Origin of the sequence: Bartonella sp. CM86QHHN, from assembly GCF_042194695.1 — a bacterium.
In the GTDB taxonomy this organism is placed as follows: domain Bacteria; phylum Pseudomonadota; class Alphaproteobacteria; order Rhizobiales; family Rhizobiaceae; genus Bartonella.
Genome location: NZ_JBHIND010000014.1, coordinates 1 through 16,455 on the forward strand (window position 1 = coordinate 1; position 16,455 = coordinate 16,455).

Annotated in this window: 11 protein-coding genes and 1 pseudogene; 6 read left to right on the forward strand and 6 right to left on the reverse strand. The window is 41.3% G+C overall.

The features are described 5' to 3' along the window. Nucleotides 1-9 precede the first annotated feature (9 nt). On the forward strand, nucleotides 10-381 hold the full coding sequence (locus tag ACFIKX_RS01310) for a helix-turn-helix domain-containing protein (protein ID WP_375629133.1): 372 nt from the start codon (nucleotides 10-12) through the stop codon (nucleotides 379-381). Nucleotides 382-772: 391 nt separating this feature from the next. Here the strand turns inward: ACFIKX_RS01310 and clpB are convergent, their stop codons facing one another. Then, nucleotides 773-3,352, reverse strand: a complete 2,580-nt coding sequence (gene clpB, locus ACFIKX_RS01315; protein WP_375629112.1) for an ATP-dependent chaperone ClpB — start codon at nucleotides 3,350-3,352, stop codon at nucleotides 773-775. 457 nt (nucleotides 3,353-3,809) lie between these two features. Between clpB and ACFIKX_RS01320 the strand changes: the two genes are divergently transcribed. After that, complete coding sequence (locus ACFIKX_RS01320; RefSeq protein WP_375629115.1) at nucleotides 3,810-4,841, forward strand: DUF3472 domain-containing protein; 1,032 nt, start codon at nucleotides 3,810-3,812, stop codon at nucleotides 4,839-4,841. Here the strand turns inward: ACFIKX_RS01320 and ACFIKX_RS01325 are convergent. After that, on the reverse strand, nucleotides 4,825-5,055 hold the full coding sequence (locus ACFIKX_RS01325; protein ID WP_375629118.1) for a hypothetical protein: 231 nt from the start codon (nucleotides 5,053-5,055) through the stop codon (nucleotides 4,825-4,827). The genes ACFIKX_RS01320 and ACFIKX_RS01325 overlap by 17 nt on opposite strands. A 1,520-nt stretch (nucleotides 5,056-6,575) precedes the next feature. On the opposite strand from ACFIKX_RS01325, the pseudogene ACFIKX_RS01330 reads away from it, so the two are divergent. Further along, nucleotides 6,576-6,946 (forward strand): annotated as a pseudogene (locus ACFIKX_RS01330) (helix-turn-helix domain-containing protein). Between the two features lie 491 nt (nucleotides 6,947-7,437). Next, nucleotides 7,438-7,809: a helix-turn-helix domain-containing protein gene (locus tag ACFIKX_RS01335; protein WP_375629121.1), complete on the forward strand. Its 372-nt coding sequence runs from the start codon at nucleotides 7,438-7,440 to the stop codon at nucleotides 7,807-7,809. Between the two features lie 427 nt (nucleotides 7,810-8,236). On the opposite strand, the gene ACFIKX_RS01340 is transcribed toward ACFIKX_RS01335, so the two are convergent. The 4 genes from ACFIKX_RS01340 to infA all read right to left on the reverse strand — a co-directional run bounded on the left by ACFIKX_RS01340 (nucleotide 8,237) and on the right by infA (nucleotide 11,832). Next, nucleotides 8,237-9,445, reverse strand: a complete 1,209-nt coding sequence (locus ACFIKX_RS01340; RefSeq protein ID WP_375629135.1) for an MFS transporter — start codon at nucleotides 9,443-9,445, stop codon at nucleotides 8,237-8,239. Between the two features lie 904 nt (nucleotides 9,446-10,349). Further along, entirely contained in the window at nucleotides 10,350-10,634 is a 285-nt protein-coding gene (gene yacG / locus ACFIKX_RS01345) for a DNA gyrase inhibitor YacG (protein ID WP_375629124.1), read from the reverse strand. Between the two features lie 21 nt (nucleotides 10,635-10,655). Beyond that, a complete protein-coding gene (locus tag ACFIKX_RS01350) occupies nucleotides 10,656-11,369 on the reverse strand; it encodes a Maf family nucleotide pyrophosphatase (RefSeq protein ID WP_375611669.1) in 714 nt (237 codons plus the stop codon). Between the two features lie 244 nt (nucleotides 11,370-11,613). Then, on the reverse strand, nucleotides 11,614-11,832 hold the full coding sequence (gene infA, locus ACFIKX_RS01355) for a translation initiation factor IF-1 (protein WP_004857577.1): 219 nt from the start codon (nucleotides 11,830-11,832) through the stop codon (nucleotides 11,614-11,616). Between the two features lie 2,982 nt (nucleotides 11,833-14,814). Between infA and ACFIKX_RS01360 the strand changes: the two genes are divergently transcribed. After that, nucleotides 14,815-15,186 carry a helix-turn-helix domain-containing protein gene (locus ACFIKX_RS01360; protein WP_375629127.1) on the forward strand — a complete coding sequence of 124 codons (372 nt, stop codon included), beginning with the start codon at nucleotides 14,815-14,817 and terminating at the stop codon, nucleotides 15,184-15,186. 368 nt (nucleotides 15,187-15,554) lie between these two features. After that, the gene (locus tag ACFIKX_RS01365) at nucleotides 15,555-15,920 is read left to right on the forward strand and encodes a helix-turn-helix domain-containing protein (protein WP_375629130.1); all 366 of its coding nucleotides are present in this window, start codon (nucleotides 15,555-15,557) and stop codon (nucleotides 15,918-15,920) included. Nucleotides 15,921-16,455 lie beyond the last annotated feature (535 nt).

The window sequence follows — 16,455 nt, forward strand, 5'->3', positions numbered from 1 at the left end:
GGGCTTGAAGTGCCAACTAAAAATCCACATTTTATCGACATTTTGATAGGCAAAAGAATCCGCCACAGACGCATTTCAATAAGGCTTTCCCAAAAAGAATTAGGAAGCCATTTAGGTGTCAGTTTCCAACAAATCCAAAAATACGAAAAAGGCTTAAACCGTGTAAGTGCCAAATGTTTACTAGAAATCGCTCAAAAACTAGAAGTTCCTATGAACTTTTTTTATGCAGACATTGCCACAAAAGAAGATCTTCCCACAAAAGAAACCCTCTTACACCACAATCAAGAAACCTATAGCGAAAAAGAACACACTCTGTTGAGAAACTTTAGAGAGCTCGAAGCGAAAAAACAAAAAGCAATCTTGTGGCTAATTTCTGATTAAGCAAAAGCGCAACGATCAACATTATTCCATTCATATCCCCCTTAAGTCACATTCAAACCAACACACACAGCCCCTTCAAAGAGCAATGTTTTACGGCGGATAAACGGCATTTCTCTTTAACGTTTTTACGCACAAAGCAATAAAGCAATCCCGTTTGTGACTTCACTTATAACATTGCAAGAAAATAGTTTTCACGACAAACAGAAGTAAAAGAATCCTACGATATTCGAAAACGCTGATTTAACATGCAAAAACACCAGCCACTCCCTTTGCTTTGCAATAAAATACCGCTTGTCTCATCGTGATTTTTCTAAATCAGCACGCTTCAAAGAGCGGTGTTTATCACATAATAGGATTATCACCGCCCTTTATACCATGAATTTTTCCAAACTTAATCTTCAGGCAAAAATTCCAACCGATCTCCTTGTTTTGTAATTTTCACCGTTGTCTCATCGTGAATTTTTCCAAATAAGATATTTTCCGCCAGTGGATCTTGAATTTCTTTTTGAATAATCCGTTTAAGCGGACGCGCACCATAGAGCGGATCATAGCCCTTATCGGCAAGAAATTTTCTCACCTCTGGCTCGATTTGCAAAGTTATTTTGCGTTCATTGAGCAAATTTTGCAAATGTTCTATCTGAATATCGACGATAGCTTCCATATCGTGACGTTGCAGCCTTTGAAAGAGAATAATCTCATCAATACGGTTTAAAAATTCAGGACGGAAAGCCGCTTTAACGACATTCATAACATCATTTTTTGCCTGATCTGTTGCTTGTCCTTCAGGCAAAGCAGTTAAAAACTCAGCACCAAGATTAGAAGTCATAATCAGCAAGGTATTGCGAAAATCAACGGTACGTCCTTGACTATCAGTCAAGCGTCCCTCATCCAACACTTGCAACAAGAGATTAAAAATATCAGGGTGTGCTTTTTCAATTTCGTCAAACAGAATGACCTGGTAAGGTCTTCTACGTACAGCCTCCGTCAGCACCCCACCCTCTTCATATCCAACATATCCAGGAGGTGCCCCAATCAGCCGCGCCCCAGCATGTTTTTCCATATATTCCGACATATCGATGCGCAACATGGCATTGGAATCTTGGAAAAGAAAAGCGGCAAGAGCTTTGGTTAATTCGGTTTTCCCCACACCAGTAGGACCCAAAAACATGAAAGAGCCAAGCGGACGATTGGGATCTTGCAACCCTGCACGCGCACGACGTACAGCACGAGAAACAGCTTGAACAGCCTCTCCCTGACCAATCACACGTTTGCTAATTTCATCTTCCATCCGCAACAGCGCCTCCCGTTCTGCCTCCAGCATTCGATCAACAGGAATACCGGTCCAGCGTGAAACAATCCGCGCCACATGTTCAGCAGTAACCGTCTCTTCAACGAGATGATTTTGTTGGTCATCATTTTCCGCAATACTCAATTGTTTTTCGAGTTCAGGGATAACGCTATAAGCGAGCTCTCCAGCGCGTTGGAATTGTCCATCACGTTGTGCAATAGCCAAAGCATTACGGGCTTCTTCGAGTTGTTTTTTCAAATCAGCAGCATGCCCTAATTTTTGTTTCTCAGCCTGCCAAGCACTTGTCATCTCAGCGGACTGTTGTTCCAATGTTTTCAGTTCCTCCTGCACATTTTTCAAACGTTCTTTTGCTGTTGGCTCGACATCTGTTTTCAAAGCTTCCCGTTCGATCTTCAACTGTAAAATACGCCGATCAACAGCATCGAGTTCTTCCGGCTTTGAATCGACCTGCATGCGCAAACGCGCCGCCGCTTCATCGATAAGGTCAATAGCTTTATCCGGCAAGAAGCGATCCGTAATATAGCGGTTAGACAAACGCGCCGCCGCAATCAAAGCACTATCAGCCAAGCGCACTTTGTGATGTTGTTCATATTTTTCCTTAATACCGCGCAAAATAGAAATAGTATCTTCCAAAGAGGGTTCAGGTACAAAGACAGGTTGGAAGCGGCGTGCAAGAGCAGCATCTTTTTCGACATATTTTCGATATTCATCGAGCGTAGTAGCGCCCACACAATGAAGTTCTCCGCGTGCAAGAGCAGGTTTTAACAAGTTAGAAGCATCCATAGGACCATCAGATTTTCCAGCGCCAACAAGATTATGCAATTCATCGATAAACAAAATGATCTGACCATTTTCAGCTTGCACCTCTGCCAGCACCGCTTTAAGGCGCTCTTCGAATTCCCCACGATATTTTGCACCAGCGATAAGCGCTCCCATATCCAACGCATGAAGCTGTTTATCACGCAAAGTTTCAGGTACATCGCCATTAACAATGCGCAATGCCAACCCTTCCACGATAGCTGTTTTCCCCACCCCAGGCTCACCAATCAACACGGGATTATTTTTGGTACGCCGTGAAAGCACCTGAATAGTGCGGCGGATTTCTTCTTCTCGCCCAATCACAGGGTCGAGTTTTCCTTCACGGGCATCTTTTGTGAGATCCCGGGCATATTTTTGCAAGGCATCATATTGTCCTTCAGCATGGGGGCTTGTTGCTGTTTTTCCTTTCCGCAGCGCATTAATTGCCCGATTAAGCGCTTGCGGGGTCAATCCTCCACTTGTTAAAATATCGGCTGTTTTTGCGGTCTTTTCCATGATCAGCGCTTGCAACATGCGCTCCACGGTCACAAACTGATCACCGGCTTTTTTCGCAATATCCTCAGCCAGCGCGAAAACTTTTGCCAATGGCTGCGAAAGATAGAGCTGTCCATTTCCCCCCTGCACTTTAGGCAAAGCATCAAGTGCTTCTTTTAGCGCCTTTTGAATAAGAGTAAGATCACCACCAGCGTTTTGGATAAGCGATGCAGCCAATCCTTGAGAATCGTCTAACAACACTTTCAGGAAATGCTCCGGCAAAAACTGCTGATGATCAGAAGCAAGAGCGCTATTTTGTGCTGATTGTAAAAAACCCTGCACGCGTTCGCTATATTTTTCCAAGTTCATTTTTTTTCCTTAAATCTCAAGCCATCACCACACTTTAACCTCTCCAATATTCCACAAAAGAAACATCCAGAAAGGATTATCCAGCCTCTAAAAAACACCGCGAAAAAAGCAGCATGAAGAAGAACCATAGTGCTAAAAAGAATATGGGTTTCTACAAGCCTCATAGCAAGAGGGAGAAAAAAAATACGCTATCATTTTAAATAAAAACCGCAACTTTTCTTATACCCCCCATCATCACTCCCCTTTTTAAACCATCACCCCTAAATTCCACCATTAAACTTAAATTTGAACAGCAGAAAAGGAGCATGCAAAAACACTTTAAACAAAGTAGTCTTTACAGCATATAGTTTAGAGTAAACATTAAAGTATTTTCTCTAATTTTACTTAACAAATCATTGAATATATGATTTAATACTTATAAAGTTACACTATTTTTATTAAGATAGAGGATTTGAGTATGTACCATACTGTAAAAAAGGTTATTTTAATACTTTTATTCCTTCTGATAAGTAAACCAAGCTATGCCATTTTTGCCGGCAAAGTTATTACTATAGAGCATGAATGGCTTAAAAATGCATCATTTGATCTATTTATTTTCACCCAGCAAGTAAATTACGATGGTGGGCCTAACTCCATCTATTTCTGGGGAAATAAATTTGAATTCCAAAATGGAAAAAGTGGACAAATTGGTTTTTTCAACAGGAGCGGCCGTACCATTCATTTTTCTATCTGGAATGCAACGGGATGGAAGGGTAATACATGTAAGCATTTTACTCAGGAAGGTTCAGGAGTACGATGTGAAATTAACTTTCCATGGGAGATGGGACGCAGATATCGATTATATGTTGAAAAAAATGGAAATCTAGTTACAGCGACAGTAGTCGATTTTATAACGGGTAAAAAAGTGAATATTGGGACCATAGAAGTACCAAATACATTTGGACAACTCCGTAAATCTTCAAGTTTTGTTGAAGACCATTCTCGTTGGAAGAGACATCTCTCCTCCTGTTATGATTTAAGTCCACAAAGTTCGATTTTTTTTGAGCCTCAAGGCATAAAACAAAACAAGCTACACGAAGGGAGTCTGAAAGCTTCTAATCAAGGAAAGTGTCAAGATTCTGACTTCATCCAAACATCATGTACATCCAACTTTTGCATGACAAGTATAAGCGACTTTGGAGGTTTAGCCTCGCCTACTACTAAACCAGAAATACCCATTTCCAATGAGAAAGATCTGTCTGCAGAAACAATTTCTAACGTTTTGAAACAAAAAGAGCTTGTCGTTATTCGTTCAAAAAATCGTTCTTGGGCACCCAATATCTTTTTGCCATCTCCTGATTCATTTAAGTGGAAATCAATCTTTATAGATCATCTAGCGGCTTTCAGTTCTACGCTTCACACCACTCACGGCACACAAAAGATAACCACAGGTCAAAAGATTATGTATATGTCTGATGGAAAAACTTGGAAGATTATGAAAAGAAACTAGCTTTTTTCTTCTTGATAAGCCCCTCACTCCCCTTTGAAAACAACTGGGGGTGAGAAAGTTTTTTTTCATTTCCCCACCACGGCTCCCTTTCCCAGTTATTTTTTCGAGCCCTGCTCTCATCCCTTTTAACTTCCCTCGTCACCAGACTTTCCAGGGCATTTTCTCCATTCTCACCCCCTTTCAAAACCACAACACCCTTTAATAAAAGCCTCACCTCCCTCTTCTATCACCCTCACACCATCCCTTTGCACTACCCCGCCTCTTATCCACACCCTCCCCCTTGTCCATAGGCACTCTCCCATTCCACGCACTCCTTTTTCTCTCCCATCACACACTTACAACTTACAGCACTCTTCATTCCAGCTTCCCTCCTCGATTAACAAGCTCTCGTTCTCCCCCCATTTATCTCACCCCATCCATGCAAAAACCCAACGTGCCCCCAAAACACGCACAATGCATAAATCCATAAATCCTCCTCTTCACTTTTACAGATTCACATTTTTACGCTTTTACACATTCACAGAAAACAACCAACGAAAGGTTCACCCCACGCACAGCTCTGTAAACACTGCTCTGCAAAAATCTGATTTCTTGTCTATCAGCTTCCCCTGCTGATTATTTCATACGGCTATCCCACATATCAAAAAATGCTGTTTCATCAGACAAGACAAATAAGCCCTTCCTCCAAATATTCTCCACATACTCTTCTCCAGAAAATGCATTTAACACCCCTTTTCATCCCAGCTTTCCCCGCTCCATTCACAAATGCGTCCCCTAGTTTTCTGACCACATTCCACGCCATGATAAAAGCATACACAGTACAAATCCTCCGCATCATTTTACGGATATACGTTTTAACGCTTTTACGTTATTACAGAAGTCAGCCAAATAAAATTTCCACATCACCACCCGCGCTGCACTGTAAACACTGTTCTGAAAACGAACCCAGCTTTTTGCCTAGTACCTTACAGTCTCCACCCCCCCAAAAAAGACAGCACTTCACCAGGCTCAACAAATCAAGCCCTATCCTGAATATTCAAGCTCTTCACTCCTCCTTCAAATAGCGCCGTTTTACGGTATAACAGAATAGAAAATTTTTCATTTTTCTTGCCAATTTTCTGAAATTACTTTACAAATTTAAAAATATTTTTGATCGTCTACGCAGCGATCAACAGGGAAGACAAGCCCTAAACCCTAACGTACAATTGAGCCTACTTTTGCGAATATCCTTAGAATTCCGGGAGATTTTGCTATGTCCAGGTGCGTTTCCGCACTAAAAGCAAAAGGCTGACTGAGCTCAGTATTTTCAACCTCCCGGAATACCAATGCGAGGGCGCTCGCAACTGGAGGGGGGCTTGAAGTGCCAACTAAAAATCCATATTTTATCGACATTCTGATAGGTAAAAGCGCGATTTATAATCCATATTTCGCACTTTTTAAAAAGTACCCAATCTTATAGCCTTTGAGATTATTTTCATTTTTCTTGCCAATCTCCTGAAATTACTTTATCACTTAAAGTGTAATTTTGGTCGTCTACGCAGCGATCAAGAGGGAAGACAAGCCCTAAACCCTAGCGTACAATTGAGCCTACTTTTGTGGGTATCCCGGGATTCCGGGAGTTTTTGCTATGTCCAAGTGCTTTAAGCACTAAAAGCAAAAAGCTGACTAGGGTTCAGTACTTGTTACTCCCGGAATACCAATGCGAGGGCGCTCGCAACCGGAGGGGGGCTTGAAGTGCCAACTAGAAATCCACATTTTATCGACATTTTGATAGGCAAAAGAATCCGTCACAGACGCATTTCAATAGGGCTTTCCCAAAAAGAATTAGGAAGCCATTTAGGTGTCAGTTTCCAACAAATCCAAAATACGAAAAAGGCTTAAATCGTGTAAGCGTAGGGTATTTACTCAAAATCGCTCAAAAACTAGAAGTTCCCGTAAACTTTTTTTATGCAGATATTGCTACAAAAGAAGATCTTCCCACAAAAGAAAATACCTCACACCACAATCAAGAAACATATAGCGAAAAAGAACACACTCTTTTGAAAAATTTTAGAGAGCTCAAAGCGAAAAAACAAAAAGCAATCTTGTGGTTGATTTCTGATTAAGCAAAAGCACAACAATCAACATTATTCGTTAATCCCTCTAAAATATAAGCTTCAGATCACGCCCCCTCAAAGGAGAGTGCTTCAAAAGGCGCTACAAACAAGCCCACCCCTAAAATATTCAACACACACGCGCCCATACCTAGATACGGAAATTGATATGCCTGATATCAACCTCAAAAAGCATTTTTTCACAGCATAAGAGGATAATTCTTGAGATCCAAAAATATTTTGATTTTTCTTGCCAATCTCCTGAAATTGCCTTATGAATAAATACTGTAAGTTTGGTCATATACGCGACGACCAATAGGGAACTGAAAACCCGAAGACTTGACACATGAATTTATCCCGCTTTGCGGGTATCCCGGAATTCCGGGAGATTTTGCTATGTCCAGGTGCGATGAGCACTAAAAGCAAAAAGCTGAGTCAAGTCAGTGTTTTCAGACTCCCGGAATACCAATGCGAGGGCGCTCGCAACCGGAGGGGGGCTTGAAGTGCCAACTAAAAATCCACATTTTATCGACATTTTGATAGGCAAAAGAATCCGCCACAGACGCATTTCAATAGGGCTTTCCCAAAAAGAATTAGGAAGCTATTTAGGTGTCAGTTTCCAACAAATCCAAAAATACGAAAAAGGCTTAAATCGTGTAAGCGTAGGATGTTTACTCAAAATCGCCCAAAAACTGGAAGTTCCTATAAGCTTTTTTTATGCAGACATTGCTACAAAAGAAGATATCTCAACAAAAGAAAATACCCCACACCGTGATCAAGAAACCTATAGCGAAAAAGAACACACCCTTTTAAAAAATTTTAGAGACCTCCAGCCGAAAAAACAAAAAGCAATCTTGTGGTTGATTTCTGATTAAGCAAAAGCACAACAATTAACATACCCCCTGCCTAAAGTTTCCCATACCTGATATCACCATACCTCCAAGAATGATATTTTACGGCATATAAGATAATTCACACTATAGCTCCTCGTTTTCTGTTTCCATTATTGCTTCAAGTCAAGCTGATTAAGGATTGGCAGCTGAGTTTTTAAGTTTGACTATTTGTAGCAAAGCGGAGTTAAACAAAAATGACATTGTCGCTCAAAACCATGCCCCCTATTGCGTTTACGAGACAGTGGAACCGTATCAAGAAGGCAAAGCCCCGAAAAAAACATATGAGCGTTTAAGTAAAAATCAAAAATTGAATCTATAACGTTGAAAAAGCTGCTCTATGTTGGATTATCTCCACGTCCTCTAAATCTCAGAAAAATGATTTAAAACATTTGTTTTATTGATGAGCCAATCATTGAGATCGAACAATTAACAAAGAACGGTTCACCAATATCCTGATAGCCAATAAACAGAATAATCCACTCAATCCAGAAAGAAGGAACAATTTTCCAGCCGAAGTGTGACCTAAAACAAACGCTCCAACAAACGGCGCCACCAACATAGCTAAATTTTGTATAGACTGCACCCATCCGGAAGCCAATCCAATCTGTTCATTGAAATTGCTTACCAGATAAACATTAGAAGATATGGAAAAGTAAGCGCTAACCATTCCAATAAGGAAAAAACAGAGCAATAAAGTCTCAATACGGAGTAAATCAAAGTAAAAAAAGCACACTGAGATCATGACAAAACCAATCATTGTTGACATTGCCGGCATTAACAACTCTGATATTTTGCCTGTAAGGGGTTTATGCTTTGATTGTTTCACACTCCAAAATCCATAGAGAAAATTACCGATTGCCGAAGCCGATACCAGCGTCCCAAGAGCCTGTTTATTCATTTTCATTGCACTAAGAATAACCGGCAACTGATTATTCACCATAAAGATCATGGCAAAATACACAAACATCACCGCCACATAGGCATACCAAGTTGTCCCATAAAGCCTCTGCTTTGATTTTATGGTATTCGCTGTTTTTATCATGAGTGACGAGACAGGTTGTGCACCAAGACAACAAAACACCATAAAGCCTAGCAATGTCAAAAATCCAGAAAACAATAAAGTATAGGTATCTGATAAAAGTACAGACAGAGCACTCCCCAAAGCAGGTCCTATCATCTTTGCCGCGCTATTGATCATGTTAAGCACAGAATAGTAACGAGTCCGTCCGTTTTCAGGCACCGAATTTGCACTGAGAACGGAAATTGCAGGCATGGCTAGACTGTTGAATATCGCTCGAATAACTGCCAGTATAATAAATCCTTGCAGACTCGTCGCCATCAATAAACCGACAGTACAGAGTGCCCGTAACAGCAGTGACGCCCGCAACCAATGGATCATAGAACGGTGACTTACCAACATTCCAATTGGCTTAGACAGAACGATACCAGGTAATAATGTTGCCGCTCCAATAAAAGCGACGTCATATTGATCAGCTTTCCACGTGAACACAGATACGGTCAAAATCACGATATAATCAATCCAGCCCCCAAATGACACCATACCATTACCCAGCAAAAGCACCAACAAGCGATTTTTTATTGCCCAATCTCTTTGCACCAAAACACGCACCCCTCTTTTTTGTTAGCAATACTGATTAGATGATCAATTTTTCTCTCACACCCTAAAGGCACCAACAACTTTCACGCAACAAAGCACCAACAAGCAACTTTTTATTGCCCCGTCTCTTTGCACCAAAACACGCGCCCCTCTTTTTCCTTAGCAATACTGCTTATTTGTTAGCAATACTGCTTAGATGATCAATTCTTCCTCACACCCTAAAGGCACCAACAACTTTCACGCAACAAAGCACTAACAAGCGATTTTTTACTGCCTCATCTCTTTGCACCAAAACACGCACCCCTCTTTTTTGTTAGCAATACTGATTAGATGACCAATTTTTCCTCACACCCTAAAGGCACCAACAACTTTCACGCAACAAAGCACTAACAAGCGATTTTTTACTGCCCCGTCTCTTTGCACCAAAACACGCGCCCCTCTTTTTTCGTTAGCAATACTGATTAGATGACCAATTTTTCTCTCACACCCTAAAGGCACCAACAACTTTCACGCAACAAAGCACCAACAAGCTATTTTTTGTTACCCCGTCTCTTTGCACCAAAACACGCACCCCTTCTTTTTCGTTAGCAATACTGATTGAACTATCAATTTTTCTCTCATACCCTAAAGGCACCAACAACTTTCACGCAACAAAGCACCAACAACCTTCCTGCAACAAAGCAATTTATAATTATCCATGGTAAACAAAACCTTTGGGGATAAGTCTTAGATATGTATTAAAACTTCCATCGTTGATTGAACTTAATCTGCGTCTTTGCGAATGACGATAATAAGCAAGCCGTTAATCCAGCTCTTAAATAGATTGATATAGGATAATCCCGCGCGCCTCCCCTTCAGTTTCCACACAAAAAACGCTTGAGCGTTCTTTTCTCAAGAGAACTCTTTATTCTTCTTCATCACTTACTTGTGGTGGGGGTGGTAAAATATAAGAGCCTGAAAGCCAACGATTAAGATCAATAGCTCGGCACCGTGTGGAACAAAAAGGATAAGAAGATTTTTGTGACATCTGACCACAAATAGGACAAGGATGTGGAGGACGGGTCTCTTTTTGCAAATTTAGCTCTTTTTGTTCTTGGCACACCTTTGTCATTGGCTTCTTCATTAACTTTTCTTCTATTGCTTTTTTTTCATTTTTGCTTTTCTCTTTTTGTTGCTTTTCACCTTGCATTGATCTTACCTTAGAGTTTTTCTAATGCGTTTGTTCAGCCCAGTGAGTGAAAAGTGGATAGTGATAAGCGGTCAAGAGATCGGCTGTTTCAGCCAAAGGCAATCCCACAACATTAGAATAAGAACCCGTGATATGGACAACAAAAGCCCCTGCTTTTCCTTGGATAGCGTAGCCACCTGCTTTCCCTTGCCATTCTCCTGAAGCAAGGTAAGCCTTCATCATGGCAGAGGTTAAGCGTCTAAAGCGAACACGACTTTCAACCAATTTTACGGTTATTTTTCCACGTTCATTGAGCGCACAAATGGCACCATAGACCTTATGCGAACGCCCAGAAAGGTATCGTAAACATTCATAAGCCTCATCCTCGCTTTCTGGTTTGGGGAAAATGGTCCGCCCAACAGCCACCACCGTATCAGCCGCCAAGATAATCATTTTCTGTCCAGGTAATTTTTCTTGACCATTCTGCAACTCGTCTTGACCATTCTGACTGTACCAGCGCAAAATTTTTTGGGCTTTCAGTGCTTTTTCTTTTGCCAAACGTTTGGCAAGGTTTGCAGGATGTTCTTTTAATTTTGGCGTTTCATCAATATCGCTTGCATAAACCTGCTGGGGATCAATCCCTATTTGTGCCAAGAGCGCTAAACGCCTTGGTGAAGCGGAGGCAAGCACCAAATGAATTTCTTCTGTAAGAGTATCTGCCAAACGTTTTTCCCCCCACTCTCTTATATTTCTCATTTCCACCCCTTCACAATCGACTTCTCTCTCACCCCCTTAAGCGCCCCCTTTTAAGCGCCCTTTTAGCGCTTCCTTTTAAGCGCTATTGATCTCCTTATCCTTTTTCCGCAACGATTTTACAGTCTTTCAAGGCGCTTCAAACACTCCTCTTTTTTCACTCATGAAAAGCAAGCTAAAAAACTGTTAAAAAAATAATAGAAATAATATGATAGCTTTTAGAAAAAAGTGCAAGCCACCCACGATGCTACTTATAGCGATATGTAATGCGCCCTTTTGTCAAATCATAAGGCGTCATTTCCACCATGATTTTATCACCGGCCAACACCCGAATACGATTTTTCCGCATTCTACCAGCGGTATGAGCAATAATTTCATGATCATTTTCCAGTTTCACACGAAACATCGCGTTAGGTAAGAGTTCAGTAACGATACCAGAAAATTCTAAAACTTCTTCTTTTGACATAAACAAACATTTCCTTTACAGTGCACATATTTTGTTAAGCAGCGCGTTATTTCCAGCGTTCATACCCTATTTTCTTAAGTTTGTGAATAAAAATTCCACAAAAAGGGAAAGGTTTTTCAAGTTTACTCTTCCATGCTCTCAAAAAACATCATCCCACACCTTAAGAATCAAAACTTTTTTTCACCAATTTTACCCGCTAATTTCCTTCAATTTTTATGATGATTTTGGTTTCAGTGTGACAAGAAATTACGCTAATTTTTTCCCCTAAAGCATTTTCCCAACACCTCTGACTAATCCCTCCACAACTTACGAACAATCATCCTCTCTCCAACTTTTCCTCACCTTCCACACCTTAAACATGTGCCCTTCAGATAAACACCACTCCCCCACGCCAGAAGCCCTTCCTTTTCTCAAAAACCTTCTCCATTCTTCACTCACCATTCACAACATGCTTCACTGCCCCACACTTCATACTCTACGCATTTCCCATACAGCCTTCCCCATTTTCTCTCTCTTCACACGCTTCCTCTAAGCCACTCCTTCCATTTATGTTGTTCTTCCTACCTTCGAAAACACGATCCCTATACATTGCGTATCATTAACCACAACGCCTCTAACGACATAAAGCCTTTTCCTTTTTTGCACATTTCCGTTTTTACGCTTTTACGTATTTACAGAATAAAGCCACATGAAACTTCCACACCGCACCACTCTATAAACAATAGTATTACCCCAGCTTCTTGCCTAGCCAATCTCCCCCAAGCACTTCAGATTCCCCTCAAATGAACCACTTCATCAAGTACCATAAAAGCAAAGCGCTATCTCCTTCACACCATCCTTCACGCATCCCTTCGCACCACCGCCTCTTACCCCCTCTAGTCTGTTCATTCCTATTCCGCCCCCACAACACTCTCTTCTCCCTTCAATCTCCCGCAGGCTTCATCCCAGCTTACCACTCCATTCACAAAAACTCTTTCCCCCATTTATCTCACCACATTCCATGCCATGCCAAAAGCATACACAATGCACAAATCCTCTACTCCTTTTTCACGAATATACGTTTTCACGCTTTTACGTATTTACAGAATAAAGCCAAATGAAACTTCCACACCGCACCACTCTATAAACAATAGTATTACCCCAGCTTCTTGCCTAGCCAATCTCCCCCAAGCACTTCAGATCACCCCACATCCACGGACTTCAGCCCCCCTCAAATGAACCACTTCATCAAGTACCATAAAAGCAAAGCGCTATCTCCTTCACACCATCCTTCACGCATCCCTTCGCACCACCGCCTCTTACCCCCCTCTAGTCTGTTCATTCCTATTCCGCTCCCACAACCTCTTCTCCCTTCAATCTCCCGCAGGCTTCATCCCAGCTTACCACTCCATTCACAGAAACTCTTTCCCCCATTTATCTCTCCACATTCCATGCCATGCCAAAAGCATACACAATGCACAAATCCTCTACTCCTTTTTCACATATTTCCGTTTTCACGCTTTTACATATTTACAGAATAAAGCCAAATGAAACTTCCACACCGCACCACTCTATAAACAATAGTATTACCCCAGCTTCTTGCCTAGCCAATCTCCCCCAAGCACTTCAGATCACCCCTCAAACGAGATTATTTCATCAAACGCGACAAAAAAATCCAGCCTAAAATACTCATCATACACTCTAAAAACACCTTGATAAATTGATATGCCTGATATCACTCCCCCTATAAGCTCCCCTTCTAATCATGATTTCGGAGCCGCGTGAGAGGGACAAAACAAGCCGTTAAGTTCTGGGGGTCAAGGACGCCGTTAGGCGCGCCATGTAATGGTCTCCTTGACCTTAAGAACCTAGGATTGTTAGTCCCCTCATTAAACGCGGGTCTGATCTCATGATTTTGGTGAGCGTTCCGGAGAGTTTGAGAGGCGGAAAGCCTCTCATTAAAAAATAAAGTTTATAAATAAAAACTATTTTCATTTGCCAATCTTCTGAAATTACTTTATCACTTAAAAGATATTTTGATCGTCTACGCAGCGATCAAGAGGGATTCAAAAACCCTAAGCTCTAGCGTAAAATGAGCCCACTCTTGTGGGTGTCCCGGAATTCCGGGAGTTTTTGCCATGTCCAGGTGCTTTAAGCACTAAAAGCAAAAAAACTGACTAGAGCTCAGTATTTTGACTCCCGGAATACCAATGCGAGGGCGCTCGCAACCGGAGGGGGGCTTGAAGTGCAAACCAAAAATCCAAATTTTATCGATATTCTGATAGGCAAAAGACGCGATTTATAATCCATATTTCGCACTTTTTTAAAAAGTACCCAATCTTATAGACTTTGAGATTATTTTGATTTCTCTTGCCAATCTCCTGAAATTGCCTTATAAATGAATACTGTAATTTTGGTCGTCTACGCAACGATCAATAGGGGATCAAAAACCCGAAACCTAAAACATGAATTTATCCCACTTTTGTGGGTATCCCGGAATTCCGGGAGTTTTTGCTATGTCCAGGTGCGATGAGCACTAAAAGCAAAAAGCTGATTTAGGTTCAGTATTTTTGACTCCCGGAATACCAATGCGAGGGCGCTCGCAACCGGAGGGGGGCTTGAAATGCAAACCAAAAATCCACATTTTATCGACATTTCTGATTAAGCAAAAGACGCGATTTATAATCCATATTTCGCACTTTTTTAAAAAGTACCCAATCTTATAGTCTTTGAGATTATTTTGATTTTTCTTGCCAATCTCCTGAAATTACTTTATTGATAAGCACGTGTTTTTGATCGTCCACGCAACGATCAAATAGGGAGCTAAAAGCCCGAAAGCTTAATACATAAATTTATCCCGCATTGCGGGTATCCCGGAATTCCGGGAGATTTTGCTATGTCCAGGTGCTTTAAGCACTAAAAGCAAAAAGCTGATTAAGCTCAGTACTTTTAGACTCCCGGAATACCAATGCGAGGGCGCTCGCAACCGGAGGGGGGCTTGAAGTGCCAACTAAAAATCCAAATTTTATCGACATTTTGATAGGCAAAAGAATTCGTCAAAAAAGAATTGCCATGGGGCTTTCTCAAAAAGAATTAGGAAGCTATTTAGGTGTCAGTTTTCAACAAATCCAAAAATACGAAAAAGGCTTCAATCGTGTAAGCGCAGGGTGTTTACTCAAAATCGCCCAAAAACTGGAAGTTCCTATAAGCTTTTTTTATGCAGACATTGTGACAAAAGAAGATGTCTCAGTAGAAAAAAATACCTCACACTATGATCAAGAAACATACAGCGAAAAAGAACATTCACTTTTGAAAAATTTTAGAGAGCTCCAGCCGAAAAAACAAAAAGCAATCTTGTGGCTGATTTCTGATTAAGCAAAAGAGTAACAATTAATATTATTCCATTCATATACCCCCTTAAGTCAAATTCAAACCAGCACTCCACACCCCTCAAAATCACGCCATTTTATGGGATATTGATTTTTCTTGCCAATCTTCTGAAATTACTTTATCACTTAAAGTGTAATTTTGATCGTCCACGCAACGATCAACAGGGAACTAAAAGCCCTAAACCCTAGCGTACAATTGAACCCACTCTTGTGGGTATCCCGGAATTCCGGGAGTTTTTGCTATGTCCAGGTGCGTTTCCGCACTAAAAGCAAAAAAGCTGACTAGGGTTCAGTACTTTTAGACTCCCGGAATACCAATGCGAGGGCGCTCGCAACCGGAGGGGGGGGCTTGAAGTGCCAACTAAAAATCCAAATTTTATCGACATTCTGATAGGTAAAAGAATCCGCCACAGACGCATTTCAATGAGCCTTTCCCAAAAAGAATTAGGAAGCTATTTAGGTGTCAGTTTCCAACAAATCCAAAAATATGAAAAAGGCTTCAATCGTGTAAGCGCAGGGTGTTTACTCAAAATCGCCCAAAAACTGGATGTTCCCATAAGCTTTTTTTATGCAGATATTGCCACAAAAGAAAATCTTTCAACACATACCGCACACTATGATCAAGAAACATACAGCGAAAAAGAACACACTCTTTTGAAAAATTTTAGAGAGCTCCAGCCGAAAAAACAAAAAGCAATCTTATGGTTGATTTCTGATTAAGCAAAAGTGCACACAAAGCATAAATTCTCCGCATCATTTTACGGACATACGTTTTTATTTTACGGATCAACGTTTTGATGCTTCTCCACATTTACAGAAAGCAGCCAAACGAAACTTTCAAATTCCCCCCGCACCACTTTGTAAACATAGGTTTGTCAACAATACAGCTTCTTACTCTAGCCAATTCCCCTGCTGATTTCAGATCACGACACCACAAAGGATAATGTTGCATCAAACGCGACAGATACCTCCTATTTTAAAATATTCTTGCCCCTTCACCACCCTAAAGTAAGATCACGCAAAGCACCGGTCAATCCCACTTCAAAAACAACTTCCCCCACCCCCTCTCTCGTCAACGCACCCAACTCTTCATCCCCACCCCCTCTCTCCTCAACACCCCCACCTCTTCATCCCAACTCCCCTCCCTTCATAAACTCTTCATCCCCACCCCCTCTCTCCTCAACACCCCCACCTCTTCATCCCAACTCCCCCCTCCCTTCATAAACTCTTCACCCCCACCCCCTCTCTCGTCAAC